This is a genomic window from Micromonospora sp. WMMC250 (genome assembly GCF_027460215.1).
Taxonomy (GTDB): domain Bacteria; phylum Actinomycetota; class Actinomycetes; order Mycobacteriales; family Micromonosporaceae; genus Micromonospora; species Micromonospora taraxaci.
In genome coordinates this window covers 6,509,342-6,523,028 of the sequence record NZ_JAPZBJ010000002.1, presented here as the reverse complement: position 1 = coordinate 6,523,028, position 13,687 = coordinate 6,509,342, and the positions used below count along the sequence as shown (strand labels likewise).

The 13,687-nt window shown below is 72.0% G+C and carries 15 protein-coding genes; 7 read left to right on the top strand and 8 right to left on the bottom strand.

Features of this window, described 5'->3' with window-relative positions; genetic code table 11:
* The first annotated feature begins 70 nt into the window (after positions 1-70).
* Positions 71-1,201 carry a site-2 protease family protein gene (locus O3438_RS29710; protein ID WP_269682870.1) on the top strand — a complete coding sequence of 377 codons (1,131 nt, stop codon included), beginning with the start codon at positions 71-73 and terminating at the stop codon, positions 1,199-1,201.
* Positions 1,202-1,313: 112 nt separating this feature from the next.
* Here O3438_RS29710 and O3438_RS29705 read toward each other — a convergent pair whose 3' ends face one another.
* Together O3438_RS29705 and O3438_RS29700 are read right to left on the bottom strand one after the other, a co-directional pair.
* Complete coding sequence (locus O3438_RS29705; protein WP_269682869.1) at positions 1,314-2,582, bottom strand: FAD-binding protein; 1,269 nt, start codon at positions 2,580-2,582, stop codon at positions 1,314-1,316.
* Positions 2,579-3,331 carry a hypothetical protein gene (locus O3438_RS29700; protein ID WP_269682868.1) on the bottom strand — a complete coding sequence of 251 codons (753 nt, stop codon included), beginning with the start codon at positions 3,329-3,331 and terminating at the stop codon, positions 2,579-2,581. The genes O3438_RS29705 and O3438_RS29700 overlap by 4 nt, the downstream gene beginning before the upstream one ends.
* A gap of 120 nt (positions 3,332-3,451) precedes the next feature.
* On the opposite strand from O3438_RS29700, the gene O3438_RS29695 reads away from it, so the two are divergent.
* Positions 3,452-3,871, top strand: coding sequence for a hypothetical protein (locus O3438_RS29695; RefSeq protein WP_269682867.1), 420 nt, complete (start codon positions 3,452-3,454; stop codon positions 3,869-3,871).
* Positions 3,872-3,878: 7 nt separating this feature from the next.
* Here O3438_RS29695 and O3438_RS29690 read toward each other — a convergent pair whose 3' ends face one another.
* The 3 genes from O3438_RS29690 to O3438_RS29680 all read right to left on the bottom strand — a co-directional run bounded on the left by O3438_RS29690 (position 3,879) and on the right by O3438_RS29680 (position 6,187).
* Entirely contained in the window at positions 3,879-4,808 is a 930-nt protein-coding gene (locus tag O3438_RS29690) for an LLM class F420-dependent oxidoreductase (RefSeq protein ID WP_269682866.1), read from the bottom strand.
* A 66-nt stretch (positions 4,809-4,874) separates the two neighbouring features.
* On the bottom strand, positions 4,875-5,918 hold the full coding sequence (locus tag O3438_RS29685) for a hypothetical protein (protein WP_269682865.1): 1,044 nt from the start codon (positions 5,916-5,918) through the stop codon (positions 4,875-4,877).
* A complete protein-coding gene (locus O3438_RS29680) occupies positions 5,918-6,187 on the bottom strand; it encodes a hypothetical protein (RefSeq protein ID WP_088988188.1) in 270 nt (89 codons plus the stop codon). Before O3438_RS29680 ends, O3438_RS29685 begins: the two co-directional genes overlap by 1 nt.
* Positions 6,188-6,766: 579 nt before the next feature.
* Here O3438_RS29680 and O3438_RS29675 point away from each other — a divergent pair.
* The 5 genes from O3438_RS29675 (at position 6,767) to O3438_RS29655 (ending at position 11,244) form a co-directional block, all read left to right on the top strand.
* A complete protein-coding gene (locus O3438_RS29675; RefSeq protein WP_269682864.1) occupies positions 6,767-7,228 on the top strand; it encodes a GNAT family N-acetyltransferase in 462 nt (153 codons plus the stop codon).
* Positions 7,229-7,237: 9 nt separating this feature from the next.
* Positions 7,238-7,717, top strand: a complete 480-nt coding sequence (locus tag O3438_RS29670; RefSeq protein ID WP_269682863.1) for a hypothetical protein — start codon at positions 7,238-7,240, stop codon at positions 7,715-7,717.
* A 65-nt stretch (positions 7,718-7,782) separates the two neighbouring features.
* Positions 7,783-8,976, top strand: coding sequence for an MFS transporter (locus tag O3438_RS29665; RefSeq protein ID WP_269682862.1), 1,194 nt, complete (start codon positions 7,783-7,785; stop codon positions 8,974-8,976).
* A 56-nt stretch (positions 8,977-9,032) separates the two neighbouring features.
* Positions 9,033-9,974 carry an RNA polymerase sigma-70 factor gene (locus O3438_RS29660; RefSeq protein WP_269682861.1) on the top strand — a complete coding sequence of 314 codons (942 nt, stop codon included), beginning with the start codon at positions 9,033-9,035 and terminating at the stop codon, positions 9,972-9,974.
* 82 nt (positions 9,975-10,056) lie between these two features.
* Positions 10,057-11,244, top strand: coding sequence for an NAD(P)/FAD-dependent oxidoreductase (locus O3438_RS29655; protein WP_269682860.1), 1,188 nt, complete (start codon positions 10,057-10,059; stop codon positions 11,242-11,244).
* A gap of 64 nt (positions 11,245-11,308) precedes the next feature.
* Here the strand turns inward: O3438_RS29655 and O3438_RS29650 are convergent, their stop codons facing one another.
* The 3 genes from O3438_RS29650 to O3438_RS29640 all read right to left on the bottom strand — a co-directional run bounded on the left by O3438_RS29650 (position 11,309) and on the right by O3438_RS29640 (position 13,629).
* Positions 11,309-11,446 carry a hypothetical protein gene (locus O3438_RS29650; protein WP_269682859.1) on the bottom strand — a complete coding sequence of 46 codons (138 nt, stop codon included), beginning with the start codon at positions 11,444-11,446 and terminating at the stop codon, positions 11,309-11,311.
* 249 nt (positions 11,447-11,695) lie between these two features.
* On the bottom strand, positions 11,696-13,102 hold the full coding sequence (locus tag O3438_RS29645; RefSeq protein WP_269682858.1) for a hypothetical protein: 1,407 nt from the start codon (positions 13,100-13,102) through the stop codon (positions 11,696-11,698).
* Complete coding sequence (locus O3438_RS29640; protein WP_269682857.1) at positions 13,099-13,629, bottom strand: SigE family RNA polymerase sigma factor; 531 nt, start codon at positions 13,627-13,629, stop codon at positions 13,099-13,101. Before O3438_RS29640 ends, O3438_RS29645 begins: the two co-directional genes overlap by 4 nt.
* Positions 13,630-13,687 lie beyond the last annotated feature (58 nt).

Here is a 13,687-nt window from a genome sequence, read left to right as displayed (position 1 = left end):
GCGTGCCTGACCTGTTTTTCATCACCTGACTCGCCGGCATGTCGGGGGCGGGCGGGGGTATCCCGGCGGGATGAGGGCGAGTTTCCGGATCGGCCGTGTCGCGGGAGTGCCGGTCGGCGTCAACTGGAGCGTTCTGGTCATCTTCGCGCTTATCGCGTGGGGGTTGGCCGCCAACCAGTTCCCGCGTTCGTACCCGGACCGCTCGCCGGTGGCGTACACCCTCGCCGGCCTGGCGGCGGCGGTGGTCTTCTTCGTCGGTCTGCTCGCCCACGAGGTGTCGCACGCGGTGGTGGCCAAGCGCAACGGGCTCACCGTCGACGGCATCACGCTGTGGCTGTTCGGCGGGGTGGCCGAGTTGCGGGGCGAGCCGCGCGACCCGGGCGCGGAGCTGCGGATCGCCGGGGTCGGCCCGTTGGTCAGCCTCCTGATCGGAGCGTTCTTCGGTGTCGTGGCCGCGCTGCTCGCACTGGCCGGGCAGGGTGGGTTGCTGCTCGGGGCGGTGGCGTGGCTGGCCGGAATCAACGTGCTGCTGGCCGTCTTCAACGTGCTGCCCGCCGCGCCGCTGGACGGCGGTCGGTTGCTCCGTGCGGCGGTGTGGAAGGCCACCGGCGACCGGACCAGGGCGTCGGTGGTCGCCGCCCGCGCGGGCTGGGTGCTGGGTGTGCTGCTGATCGGCCTCGGGTTGTGGCAGTTCCTGTCCGGGGTCGGTTTCGGTGGACTCTGGCTGGCCCTGATCGGTTGGTTCCTGATCGGCGCGGCCGGCGCGGAGGAGCGGCAGGCCCGCACCGGAAGCGCGCTGCGCGGCATCCGCGTCGGCGACGTGATGACGCCGCAGCCGCAGACCGTCTCGGCGGAGGTGACGGTCGCCGACTTCGTCGACCACTACCTCTTCGCGTACCGGCATTCGGCGTTGCCGCTGACCGAGGACGGCCGACCGACCGGTCTGGTGACCGTCGACCGGGTACGGGGCGTGCCGTCCGACCGGCGGGCGTCGACCACCCTCGCGGAGGTGGCCTGCCGGGCCGAGAACCTGGTGCTCGCCCGACCGGGTGAACAGCTCAACGACCTGCTCCCCCGGCTCAGCGAGTGCGCCGACGGCAGAGCGCTGGTGGTCGGTGACGACGGTCGGCTGACCGGCATCGTCTCCCCCAGCGACATCGCCCGCGCGGTCCAACGCAACACCCTCGCCGGCGCCCGCTGACGGGTCCGGCCACACACCTCCCGTCGATCATGGAGTTGCGGTGGGGACAAAACGCCTGCCACGTCCCGAACCGGTCACCACAACTCCGTGATCGACGGGGTGCGGGGCGGGGTTAGCGAGGGAAGTAGCGGTTCAGGAGGTCGGTCTGGAACTTGTTCTTGGGGTCCAGGTCGGCCAGGAGCGCGGCGAAGTCGGCGTAGCGCGGGTAGCGGACGGCCAGCTCCGCCGGGTCGGTGACGAAGACCTTGCCCCAGTGCGGGCGGGGCGCGAACGGCGCCAGGCGCTCCTCCACGGCGGCCACCACGGGCAGCACGGCGGCGGTGTCGTCGATCCAGGTGAAGTGCACGACGAAGCTGTCCCGCCGGTGGTTCGGGCTGAGCCACAGCTCGTCCGCAGCCACCGTACGCAGCTCGCACACCAGCAGCACCGGGGCGATCAGGTGGGCCACGTCGTCCAGGGCGGCCAGCGCGTCGGCCGCGGCGGTACGCGGCACGTGGTACTCGGACTGCAACTCGTCACCGCTGCTCGGGGTGAAGCCGAGCTTGAAGTGCGGCAGCCGCTCGTGCCACGGGCCCGGCTCGCCGAGTTGCGGGGTGCAGTTCTCCGGCGGCATGCCGAGCACCGGGTGCCGCGGCTGCTCGGCGGCGGTGGTGCCGAGCCAGTCCGCCGGGGGTGGCGGTTGGTCGGCTGCCTGCTTGCGCCACACCTCGCGCAGTCGGGGCGTACGCCAGTCGGTGAAGACACTCACGCTGTACGCCGAGCCGAGCGCCTCGTCCAGCGCCTCCCGGTCGAGGTCGAGCCGCACGTACTGGCGCAGCTCGAAGGCCGGCACCACGTCCAGTGTGACCCGGGTGACCAGGCCGAGCGCGCCGAGCCCGACGACCATGCCGGCGAACCTGTCGGTGTCGCGGTCGACAGGCAGCAGGTCGCCGTCGGCGGTGACCAACTCCAGGGCGGCGACCGCGCTGGCCAGGTTGCCGTGGGTCTGACCGGACCCGTGGGTGGCGGTGGCCACCGCGCCGGCGACCGAGATGTGCGGCAGCGAGGCGAGGTTCGCCAGCGCGTACCCCTGGGTGTGCAGCTGTCGGGCGAGGTCGCCGTAGCGCATCGCGCCGCTCACGGTGACCTGCCCGCGCTCGTGGTCCACCTCGACGGTCTGCGGCAGCCCGGCGAGGCTGACCAGGTCACCGTCGGTGTCGCCGAAGCGGTTGAACGAGTGCCCGCTGCCCACCGCGCGGAGCCGGGTGCTGCCGGCGACCAGTCGGCGCAGTTCGTCGGTGGTGGTCGGTCGGTGGAACGCCCGGGCGGCGTACCGCACATTGCCGGCCCAGTTGCGGCGCGGCACCTCGGGAGCTGCGGCCTGCGGTACCTGCTCGGTCATGTGGCGGTCTCCCGATCGGTGGGCTGGTGGTCGGCCAACGCGGTGGCGAGGGCGTCCAGAACCGTATCCGTCTGGGACGTGTTATAACCACGTTGGGCGATCGGCAGACCGGCGGCGGTGGCGCGTTCGATCTCCCCCCGGGCCGCCTGCCGGGCCGACGTGTCCCCGGACATCAGGGCGTCCTGCCCGCGTCGGATCAACCGGTCGACCCGGCCCATCTGGTAGCCGCGCAGCCCGACCGTGAGATCCGGGGTGGCGAAGGCCTCGCGACGCAGCGCGAGCAGGTCGACGAAGCGGTCCCCGGCGTGGCGGGCGAGAACGGCCGACACCTGCTCGGGCTGCTCGCGGACCTGGTCGAGGACGAGCAGCTCGATGGCCGGACGACCGTCGACCGGGTGCCGGGCGGTGACCAGCTCACGCGGCACACCCTGCACAGGAACCAACACCAGTCGCGGCGGTACCGCGTAGCCGTCGCGGCGGGGCGGCTCGTCGAGGACCAGCGTGTCGACCTCGTCCCACCGGATCTCCCGGCGCAGGCCGGGCCGCCGGATGCTGAGCCCTTCCGCATGGATCCCGAACCGGAACGGCCGCACCGCGCTGACCAGCGCGACCGCGCCCAGCCCGATCGCACCCACCGCGATGACCGTCCGGAGGAGGTGGCCGTCGCTGGGATAGACCAACAGAAGCACCCCACCGAGTACGCACACCAGGGCGAGCGCACGGGCCCCCCGATTCCGGCGCAATTCCACGCTCGGACCCCCGTTCCATGACCGTGGCGTCGGTCCCGACATCTTCCGCCAGACCGGGCACCAGGGACACCGGTCGATCGGGCACGGTTGTTCTCGTCGCCGTCGGGGAACCCTACGCCCATGAGCAGCTACCGCGATCCGGCCGCACGAGGTGACGTTTTCCCCTCCGAGGAGGAGCTGGACCCGACCGGCACGGGCATCGAGCAGGCCAGCGCGCCGCCGGCCGGGTTGCCGAGCCACCCGGCGCCCACCCCCGGTCCCCGGCCCACACCGGCACCCGCGCCGGCGCCGACGCCGGTGCCGGCGCCCGGGCCGCCACCCCGCGCGCCCGGTGCCCAGTCGATCGTGACCCGCCACCTGGACGGTTCGGTGGAGGTGGTCACCGACCTCGACGGCGACGGCGTCGCCGACGTCGTCCAGATCGACGTGGACGGCGACGGCATCCCGGACATCACCTATGTGGACAGTGACCGGGACGGGCGCCTGGACACCGTGCTGGGCGACCCGAACGCGGTCGGGACGGGCGCCCACCGCGCCTGACCGGGTGTCAGAGTTTCGCCATCACCTCGCCGGCGACCAGTTCCAGGTGTTCCAGGTCGCCGAGGTCCAGCACCTGGAGGTAGATCCGCTCGCTGCCGATGTCGGCGTACCGGCCGATGGTGTCCAGGACCTCGGCGGGGGTCCCGGCCAGACCGTTGGCCCGCAGCTCGTCGGGCTCGCGACCGATCGCGGCAGCTCGACGGGCCACCTCGGCGTCGTCGCGCCCGCAGCAGAGCACCAGGGCGTTGGACCAGACCATCTCGTCCGGGTTCCGGCCGATCTCGGCGCAGGCCGCGCGGACCCGGTCGAACTGGGCTGCCGTGTCCGGCACCGAGGCGAACGGCAGGTTGAACTCGTCGGCGTAACGGGCGGCCAACCGAGGGGTGCGCTTCGGGCCCATGCCGCCGAGCAGGATCGGTGGGCGCGGCTGCTGCACGGGTTTCGGCAACGCCGGCGAACCGCTGACCGGGTAGTACCGGCCGGGGTGGTCGAACCGCTCACCGACCGGCGTGGACCAGAGACCGGTGATGACAGCGAGCTGCTCCTCCAACCGGTCGAACCGCTCGGCCAACGGTGGGAACGGGATGCCGTACGCGGTGTGCTCCTCGGCGTACCAGCCGGTGCCGATGCCCAACTCCACCCGACCGCCGCTCATCTGGTCGACCTGCGCCACGGTGATCGCCAGTGGGCCGGGCAGTCGGAAGGTCGCTGCGGTCATCAACGTGCCGAGCCGGATCCGGCTGGTGTCCCGGGCCAGCCCGGCCAGGGTGGCCCACGCGTCGGTGGGGCCGGGCTCGCCGGACCCGTCGCCCATCCTGAGGTAGTGGTCGGACCGGAAGAACGCGCCGTAGCCGGCGTCCTCGGCGCAGCGTGCGACGGCGAGCAACTGGTCGTAGCTGGCACCCTGCTGGGGTTCGGTGAAGATCCGCAGTTCCATGATCCGAGCATAGGGTTCCCCGGTCGGCCCGGCCGGCAGTCGTGCCGACCGGGCCGCCGGCGTCACTCAGACGTACGGCCGCTTGGCGTACGCCTCGCGCAGCGCCGTCAACCCGGCGGCCTTCGGGACCAGCGTGCCCCAGCCCGAGTTGAAGTAGTTGGTGCGCACGATCCGTGGCCCGCGCTCGGCGTTGAGCTGGGCGATCGCCGCCGGCACGGTGGCGATCCAGGCGGCCTGGTTGGGGATCTCGGCCACCCGCACCCCCCACTCCGCGATGATCACGGGCCGGGACAGCGCCACCGGGCCGAGATCGGCCACCGCCCAGTCCTTGGTGCGGCGGAACCGGGCCAGCGCGGTGTGGCTGGCGTCGGTGCCGTACGCGTTCCACTGGAGGTAGTCGAGGCGGGCCATCAGCGACTCCGGGTGGGTGCGCTGGAAGCAGGCCCGGTCGAAACCGGCCAGCCCCACGGAGAACGTGGTGTTGGCGGGCAGCGACCGCGCCTTGAACCAGGTGATGATGTAGTTGACCGCCTGTACCGCCCGGGCGTCCGACTCGGCCCAGGTGTACGCCTTGCCGCCCTCGGTGGTGCCGAACTCGTGGTCGGTGTCCAGCTCGGAGGCGAGCTGGATGTTCACCCCGAAACCGAGCGCCCGGTACTGCGACAGGGCACGGGCGAACAACCCGTCGCACTGCCCCTTGATCACCTGTTCGTAGCCGTACGCCTTCGGGAAGGTCGTGCCGGGTCGCTGCTGGATGGTCATCGACGGTGCCGGGACGGTGTAGCTGACACCGTCCACGGTGAAGCTCTGCGGCCCCTGGTTGGGCGCGCCGTAGTGCTTCAACTCCAGGACCATGTTCATCTGCACACCGGCCTTGCCCAGGTTGACCAGCCAGGGCCGGTTGTAGCCGGGGAAGGTGAAGCCGTCGGCGAAGCTGCGGTACTGGGTGAGTGACCGGAAGTTGCCGCCGGTCATGTCGGCGGTCGGGTCCGCGCCCCCGGACAGGTAGTAGCCCCCGAGTACGGGTTGCTGTTGGGCCAGGCTGTAGTCGACGCCGGCCGTCGCGGTGTTCCCACCGGCGTCGCGGACCTGGACGGTGACCCGGGGCATCACGCCACCGACCGGTACACGGCCACGGAGCCGTTGTCGGAGACGCGGGTCCAGGTACGCCCGGAGTTGTCGGTGACGGTCACGGTGAGCGGGTCGATGACCGCGGTGACCTTGACCGGCGCGCTGCTGTTGCCCTGCGCGTCGGTGACCACGATGGTGACGGTCAGCGGCTTGGTGTCGGCGTCCGAGTAGGTGACGGTCAGCAGCATCTGGTCGCCCGGCGCGAAGACGGTGGCGTTCAGGGCTGCGGTTGCGGTGGGAGCGGCCATGTCGGGCCCTTTCTGGCTCGGTCGCCAGGCTTCGGCGCGCGCGGTCGAGCGACGCCGGACCCGGCGGGGTCCACAGTGCGAAAGGCCGGCGGGGCACGGGGACGGCAGGCACGACCGGTGCGAGGCGTCGCCTGACTACCGGCGGTGCTGACGTCCCTGTCCCGGTGGGCGGAGGCACCGCTGCGGGCGCCCGCAGGGGTGTCAGTGGCAGCCCGGGCCCGTCGTGCACGTGACCGGCACGGCATCTGTGCCGTGACCGCCTCGGCATCGAGGCCGGGCTGGGTGGGGGCGGCGCCGGTACGGGACGATGGTGTCCCGCCGGGGCCGGAGGATCAGGATGTGGCCCGCCACCCGTCTACCTCCACCTGCTCCAAGGGTGCTCTACCAGGGGCTTTACCGTCTTGTCCGGTTTGTGACAAGGCCGCTGGCAGGACCGGCACGTGCCGCGTGGAGCGCCCAGGGGGCGCGACAGCGCGGCTTGGGCTACTGGCACACTGACCAAGTGGAACCATGTTCCGCCAACCGGCGAACGAAGCGCTGCCCGTTTGCCACACGGTGTGATGGAGGTTGTAGCGGATCATGGCGGACTGGAAGATCAGGCCGGCGTCGATGGCCGACCTCGAGGCCGTGGCCGAGTTGCGGGCGGTGGTGCTGCGCGCCGACCTGGAACGACTGGGGCGGTACGACGAGCAGCGGGTCCGGCAGCGCCTGCGGGACGGGTTCGCACCGGCGTACACCTGGGTTGTCGAGGTGGGCGGGGTGTTCGCCGGCTGCGTGGCGCTGCGGCCCGCGGCGGACGCCCACTGGCTGGAGCACTTCTACCTGGCCCCGCATCTGCAGGGCAGCGGCATCGGGACGGCCGTGCTGCGCACGGTGCTGCGACGGTGCGACCGCGCCGGCAGCCCGGTCCGGCTGAACGTACTCCAGGGCAGCCCGGCCCGACGACTGTACGAGCGGCACGGCTTCACCCTCGACAGCGAGGACGCCGTGGACGTGTTCATGCGGCGCGCGCCTGTCACCGAGCCGGTGATGTCAATGTAGCGTTGACACGTGGCATCGGAGCTGGCCCGCCTGGCGAACGTTCGGATCACTCGCGCCCGTCTGGACGAGGAGGAGCTGGACCTCATCGACCGGGCGCGCCACGAGGGCGCGACGTGGGGGCAGATCGCCGCAGCCCTGGGCCTCGGCAGTCGCCAGGCCGCCGAACAGCGTCGACAGCGCCTGGTGACCGCGCGGCGGTCCCGACGTCAGCAGCACGACCTCCACGTCACGCCGCAGATCGTGGCACTGCGCAACGCCGTGGCGGACCTGGGAAGGTGGATCGCCGCGGATCGCCGCTGGGACGCGCGGTTCGGCCGGGCGGCGCTCGTCCGGCGCACTGCGGAGGCAGCCCTGGACGCCACTCCCGGCGCGCTGTACGAACTGGCCCGGCATCTCGTCACGGACCTCGCCGAAACGGGCGAGCCGCTGCCGCCACCCGCTCGAACCGCCGCGGCGAAGATCCATACCGCACTGTCAACCAAAAATTGACGGTGTTGCCTGGCTTGCACTCAAGAAGCAGGATCTGAGTCGTCTCGACTCAACCTGGAGGGCTGATGCGGCGCAACCCCGGACTGTTCGTGGGGATCTCGTTGTTGTCCGGCTTCGGCAGCAGCGCCATGTCCCTGGTGGCCGGCATCTGGATCCTCGACCTCACCGGCTCGACGAGCCTCGCGGCCCTCGCCGGGCTCTGCGTGTACGCCCCGGTGCTCGCCGGCCCGTGGCTGGGCGGTCTGCTCGACCGGGCGCCCCGGCGGCCCCTGGTCATCGCCGTCAACCTTCTGCTGGCCGCCGCGCTGCTGACGCTCCTCGCGGTACGACGGCCGGAACAGACCTGGCTGATCTTCGTCGTCTCGTGCGCCTACGGCATCAGCTACGTGCTGATCGACGCGGGTGAGACGGCGCTGCTGCCGTCCGCGCTGTCGCCGACCGAGCTCGGCGACGTCAACGGGTGGCGTTCCAGCGCGCAGGAGGGCATGAAGCTCGTCGCTCCCCTCGTCGGCGCGGGCCTCTATGCCTGGCGCGGCGGTCACGCCGTCGTCGTCCTCAGCGCGGTCATGCCCGTCCTGGTCGCCCTCCTGTACGCGGTGCTCCGCCTGCACCGGACACCTCCCGCCCGGCCCGCGCGGCACGGCAGTGGCCCGCGTACCGGACTGGTGGTCCTGTTCGGACAGCGGGCGACGCGTCTGCCGATCGTGCTCGCGGCCGTCTCGATCGCCATGTCCGGCTTCACGACCGCGGCGATCTACGCGATGGTCGTCACGGAACTGCGCCTACCGGCGACGTTCCTGGGGGTGCTGGCCAGCGCCCAGGGGGCCGGCTCCATCGCCGGTGGGCTGTTCGTCGGTCGGCTCATCGCCCGGCTCGGACCGGTCGCCGTCGGCGTCGCCGGGACGGTGCTGTTCGCCGTCGGTTGTCTGGCCCGCTGCCTGCCGTGGTGGCCGGCCACTGTCGCCGGAGCGGTGGTCGCCGGAGTGGGCCTGCCCTGGACCCTGGTCGCGGCGGTGACCGCCGTGCAGACGCACACGCCGCCGGCTCTGCTGGGTCGGGTCTCCGCGACGGCGAACACGGCGATGTTCGGGCCGCTTGTCGCCGCGATCCCCCTCGGCTCGGCGGCCGTGCACCTCGGTGCCCGCCCGCCGCTCGTCGCCGCCGTGCTGCTCTGCCTGACGGCGGCAACCACGACGAAGCCAACGGTGATCAAGAGGTTTGCGTCACGAACGGGGTCCTCGGCGACGCAAACCTCTTGATCACCGCAGGCCGATTCGGAGGGCCCGGCCTCGCGGTCTGTGGATACTGTCTAGCCATGCCGCTGAGTCCGGACGAGGTCGAGCTGTTCGAGCGCTCCCGGGCTCGTCTGGAGGCGATCGCCTATCGCCTGCTGGGCTCGGCGAGCGACGCCGAGGACGCCGTACAGGACACCTTCCTGCGCTGGCAGGCCGCCGATCGGGGGCACGTCGAGACCCCCGCAGCGTGGCTGACGAAGGTGCTCACCAACGTGTGCCTCAACCAGCTCACGTCGGCGCGGGCCAGGCGCGAGACCTACGTGGGAAGTTGGCTACCCGAACCGGTCCTCGCCGGAGACCGGATGCTCGGCCCGCTCGACACCGCCGAGCAGCGTGAATCGGTCTCGATGGCGGTGCTCACCCTGCTGGAGCGGCTCTCCCCCAACGAGCGCGTGGTGTACGTGTTGCGGGAGGCCTTCGGCTACTCGCATGCTGAGATCGCCGAGATCGTCGGCCGCACCGAGTCGAACTGCCAGCAGACCTACCGGCGGGCCAAACAGCACGTCGCCGCGGAGCGGGCCCGCACGGAGGTCGACCGCGCCACCGCCCAGAAGATCATCGCGGAGTTCCTGACGGCGGCCAACAACGGCGAGATCCAGCGGCTGGTGGAGCTGCTTACCGACGACGTCCGGAGCACCGCCGACGGCGGTGGCAAGATCCCGGCCCGGTCCTCGATCACCGGTGCGATGGCGGTGGCGAAGTTCCTGCGTGGCCTGTTCAAGCCCACCGACGTCAAGCGGGACCTGGTCGGAGGCCGTCCCACGGTGCACATCACCGCCGCGAACGGCGGTCCGGCCGTGGTGGTGGTGATCGACGACCGGGTCATCGGCGTCATGTCCCTGGACGTGACGCCCGACGGCGTCAGAGCCATCCACAACCAGGTCAACCCCGACAAGCTTGCCCGCGCCAGTCGCCAGTGGGCCGCGGCCCCGCACGGGGAAGCCCTCTTCCGCGTCTGGTGACCCAGCTCATAGCCAGCTCCTGTCAGGAAACGCGTCGCTGCCCGGTTCAGGAAGCGACCACCGCCGAGACAGGAGCGCCACCATGAGACACCGCATCGTCGTCCTCGGAGCCGGCTACACCGGAGCCATCGCCGCGGGACGCCTCGCCAGGCGACTGCACCCCGACGACACCGAGATCACCGTCGTCAACGCCGACGCCGACTTCGTCGAGCGGGTCCGCATGCACCAGCTCGCCACCGGGCAGGACCTCGCACACCACCCGCTACGCGAGGTCTACGCCGGCACCGGCGTCACCCTCCGACAGGCGCGGGTCACCGCCGTCGACGTCGACAGCCGGACCGTCGCGCTGGCCGACGAGCACGGCAACGACGAGATCGCGTACGACACGCTCGTCTACGCCCTGGGCAGCAACGCCGCCGACCACGGCGTCCCCGGCGTCGCGGAGCACGCGTACGACATCGCGGGCAGGCCGGCGGCGCTGCGGTTGCGTGACCGCCTCGCCCACCTCGCGGCCGGTGGAACCGTGCTCGTCGTCGGCGGAGGCCTCACCGGCCTCGAAGCGGTCACCGAGATCGCCGAGGCCCGGCCGGACCTCGACGTCGCGCTCGCGACCCGGGGCGGCCTCGGCGACTGGCTCAACGACAGAGCGCAGCGGCACCTGCGCGGCGTCTGCGACCGGCTCGGCGTCACCGTGCACGAGCACGCCGACATCGCCCGGGTCGACGCGACCGACGTGGTCACCGGCGACGGCCGGGTGATCCCGGCCCAGGTGACGGTGTGGACGACCGGCTTCGCCGTTCACCCGATCGCCGCCGCCACGACCCTGACGGTCGCGGCGAACGGGCAGATCGTGGTGGACGACACGATGCGGTCGGTCTCCCACCCCGACGTGTACGCCGTCGGCGACGCCGGCCTCGCCGCCGGACCGGGCGGCAAGCCGCTGCGGATGTCCTGCGCCTCGGGAATTCCGATGGCGTGGCAGGCCGCCGATGCCATCGCCGCACGGCTGACCGGCGGGTCGACGTTCCCGAAGGCTCCGCTGCGCTACTTCAACCAGTGCATCAGCCTCGGCCGCCACGACGGCATCATCCAGTACGTGACCGCCGACGACCGGGCCAAGCCGTCCCTCCTCACGGGGAAGCTGGCGGCCCGCTACAAGGAGTTCGTCTGCAAGGGCGCGGCCTGGAGCATCTCCCACCCGATGCTGTACCCGGTGCGTCGCCACCGCATCACCGCGAACCGGCCGGAGAGCGTCACCACCACGTCGTGACACGCCGTGCGGGGCGGGCCGGAGTCCCCCCGAGACACCGGCCCGCCCGCATTCCCCCGCGGTGTCAGCCGCCGTGCTCCCAACCCATCGTGGTCACGGTGGGCTCCTCCGAGACGCCACCGGCCTGGGCCGGTGCCGCCATCGCACCGATCGCCAGCAGCGCTCCGATCGCCATTGCGTACACGACACGACGAATTCGCATGGATTCTCCTCACTCGAACAGGTGGGCTGTCAGGTGGACAGCGGAACGTGCTCGGGGCCCCCGTAGCAGGCGGAACTCGTCACCCAATCTCGCGTGGCCGGCGCCAGAGGTGACCGGATCCCAGCGTATTGACGTCGGCTCGGCGACCGCCACCGTCGACGCCTGTTCCGAACTGAGGTACACCTGTCCGGCCTGCTCACGGGCTTGTTCGGGCTTGTTCGGAGGTCGGCTCGGCCCGCTCGCGGCGCGTCAGGGGGTCAGCCGCGTGGCTGGACGGTCCCCGGGCAGGCCCGACATGTCGGTCTCACCCGGCGGCAACGGGGTGACACCGAGGACGCTGCCGTCCGGGGCGTACGCGGTGAGCGTCGCCGGCTGGTCCGGGGGCACGGAGGCGCTGCCGGCGTTCGACGCGTCGAGGGTCACCGGGGCCGGGGGCGCGCCGCCTACCGTGACCGTGACGCGGGCCGCGCCCGGCGGGGCGATCACCCGTACCTGACCGGTCGGCGTGCGGGTACCGTCGTCGCCCCGAACCCGCCAGCCGAGCGGCCGACTGTCGACACCCTCGGCCGGCAGCAGCAGCCGCAGATCAATCCACCAGCCGGTCCGTTCGGCGCCGTGCATCGCGTACGCGATCACTCCCCCGCCGGCCGGCTGCACGGTGAGCAGAGCGGCGGCCTGGCCGTGCGCGCTGCCCGACCACCGCACCCGTACGGTCGTGCCGGCGGCCCGGAGGCGACTGTCCTGTAGTGCCGTCTCCACGAAGGTGCGCAGGCTGGCGTCGTCGAGCGAAACACCTCGCCGGGCGGCGGTCAGCAGGGCGTCCATCTCCGGCCCGGTGGGGTCGATCGCGGCGTACGGGCCACCGCCCAGGCCGCCCTGGTAGAACACCCGGTCGCTTCGGCTGACCCGGACCACCGGCTCGTTCGGAAGCGGCGTGGCGGGCAGGACGGCGAGCCCGACGCCGGTGTCGTCAGCCGTGGCGAGGTTCTCGTACTCCAGCGTGCCCCTCGCCGTGTACCGGGGTTCGCCGCTGATGGACACGGTGGAGTCGGCCGGTCCGACGACGACAGCGAATCCGCCGGGACCGGTCTGCATCAGTGTCATCACCGGGTCGTCGGCGCTCTCACTGTGGCCGCCGTAGCGCATCTCGTCGGCGCTGCCGCCGGCCGGACCCACGTACCAGACCAGGGTCTCCCTGGTCAGCAGACCCAGCCGCAGTGGCACCGCGACCAGCGCGACCCGGTGGCCCGGCTGGTCGCTGCCGTAGACCATGCGGATCCGGTCGCTGTCGATCCTCCACCTGCCCACCGGGGTATCGGTCCGCACCGGCGGCTCGGCGCCGATGCGCTTGCGCAGCGCGTCCAGCCAGGCGTGGTCGCCGGCCAGCGCGCCCCGTGGCGGCGCGTCGAGAAGCGCGGTCGGGGCGGCGGCGACCGCGATGCCCGGCACCCACCCGGGCAGCGGCACCACGTTGGCCTGGACCCCGACGAGCGCGACCCCGACCGCGGCGGCCACCGCCGTCCGGATCAACCGCGTCCGCTGGTGGCGTCGCTCGCGGCGCGCGAACGTCGGCCACGGATCTTCGGGTACGTCGACTCCGTGCGCCGCCTGCCGAAGCGCGGGACCGAGCGTCGAGTTCGCGAAGTCCTCGGTCATGCCAGTTCCTCCTCGAGCCGTACCGGGGGCTGTGCCGCGGGCGGGACGAAATCGACCCGCAGTCGGGCCAACCCGCGCGACGCCTGACTCTTGACCGAGCCGACGGAGCAACCGAGGACCGCTGCGGTGTCGGCCTCGCTGAGGTCCTCGAAGTAGCGCAGCACGAGCACCGCCTGGGTCCTGGGCGGCAACCGTCGCAGCGCGGCCAGGAGCAGCTGACGCTGCTCCACCTGCGCGTACGCGTCGTGCGCCGGCGTGCTGTCGGAGGTCAGCAGGGGCACCTCCAACGGCCGCCGTCGACGTCGCCAGGAGATCGCCGTGTTGACCATCACCCGGCGTACGTAGACCTCGGGGGCGTCTTTGCGCAGCACCCGCCCCCAGCGCCGATGGGTCTTCTCCAACGCCGACTGCGTCAGGTCCTCGGCTGTCCCCCGGTCGCCGGTGAGCAGGTAGGCCGTTCGGAGCAACGATCCCCACTGCCGTTGGACGAACAGCCGGAACTGTTCGTCGTCCTCGTGCCGACTCACGCCACCTCCAGGTCGCGTCCGCTCTCGCGTTCGCGTGCGGATGCACTGTCAGACGACG

Bases quoted from the DNA above. Each gene is read 5' to 3' on its own strand.
- O3438_RS29710 (WP_269682870.1), top strand. From the start codon at position 71: ATGAGGGCGAGTTTCCGGATCGGCCGTGTCGCGGGAGTGCCGGTCGGC.
- O3438_RS29705 (WP_269682869.1), bottom strand. From the start codon at position 2,582: ATGACCGAGCAGGTACCGCAGGCCGCAGCTCCCGAGGTGCCGCGCCGC.
- O3438_RS29695 (WP_269682867.1), top strand. From the start codon at position 3,452: ATGAGCAGCTACCGCGATCCGGCCGCACGAGGTGACGTTTTCCCCTCC.
- O3438_RS29690 (WP_269682866.1), bottom strand. From the start codon at position 4,808: ATGGAACTGCGGATCTTCACCGAACCCCAGCAGGGTGCCAGCTACGAC.
- O3438_RS29685 (WP_269682865.1), bottom strand. From the start codon at position 5,918: ATGCCCCGGGTCACCGTCCAGGTCCGCGACGCCGGTGGGAACACCGCG.
- O3438_RS29680 (WP_088988188.1), bottom strand. From the start codon at position 6,187: ATGGCCGCTCCCACCGCAACCGCAGCCCTGAACGCCACCGTCTTCGCG.
- O3438_RS29675 (WP_269682864.1), top strand. From the start codon at position 6,767: ATGGCGGACTGGAAGATCAGGCCGGCGTCGATGGCCGACCTCGAGGCC.
- O3438_RS29665 (WP_269682862.1), top strand. From the start codon at position 7,783: ATGCGGCGCAACCCCGGACTGTTCGTGGGGATCTCGTTGTTGTCCGGC.
- O3438_RS29660 (WP_269682861.1), top strand. From the start codon at position 9,033: ATGCCGCTGAGTCCGGACGAGGTCGAGCTGTTCGAGCGCTCCCGGGCT.
- O3438_RS29655 (WP_269682860.1), top strand. From the start codon at position 10,057: ATGAGACACCGCATCGTCGTCCTCGGAGCCGGCTACACCGGAGCCATC.
- O3438_RS29650 (WP_269682859.1), bottom strand. From the start codon at position 11,446: ATGCGAATTCGTCGTGTCGTGTACGCAATGGCGATCGGAGCGCTGCTG.
- O3438_RS29645 (WP_269682858.1), bottom strand. From the start codon at position 13,102: ATGACCGAGGACTTCGCGAACTCGACGCTCGGTCCCGCGCTTCGGCAG.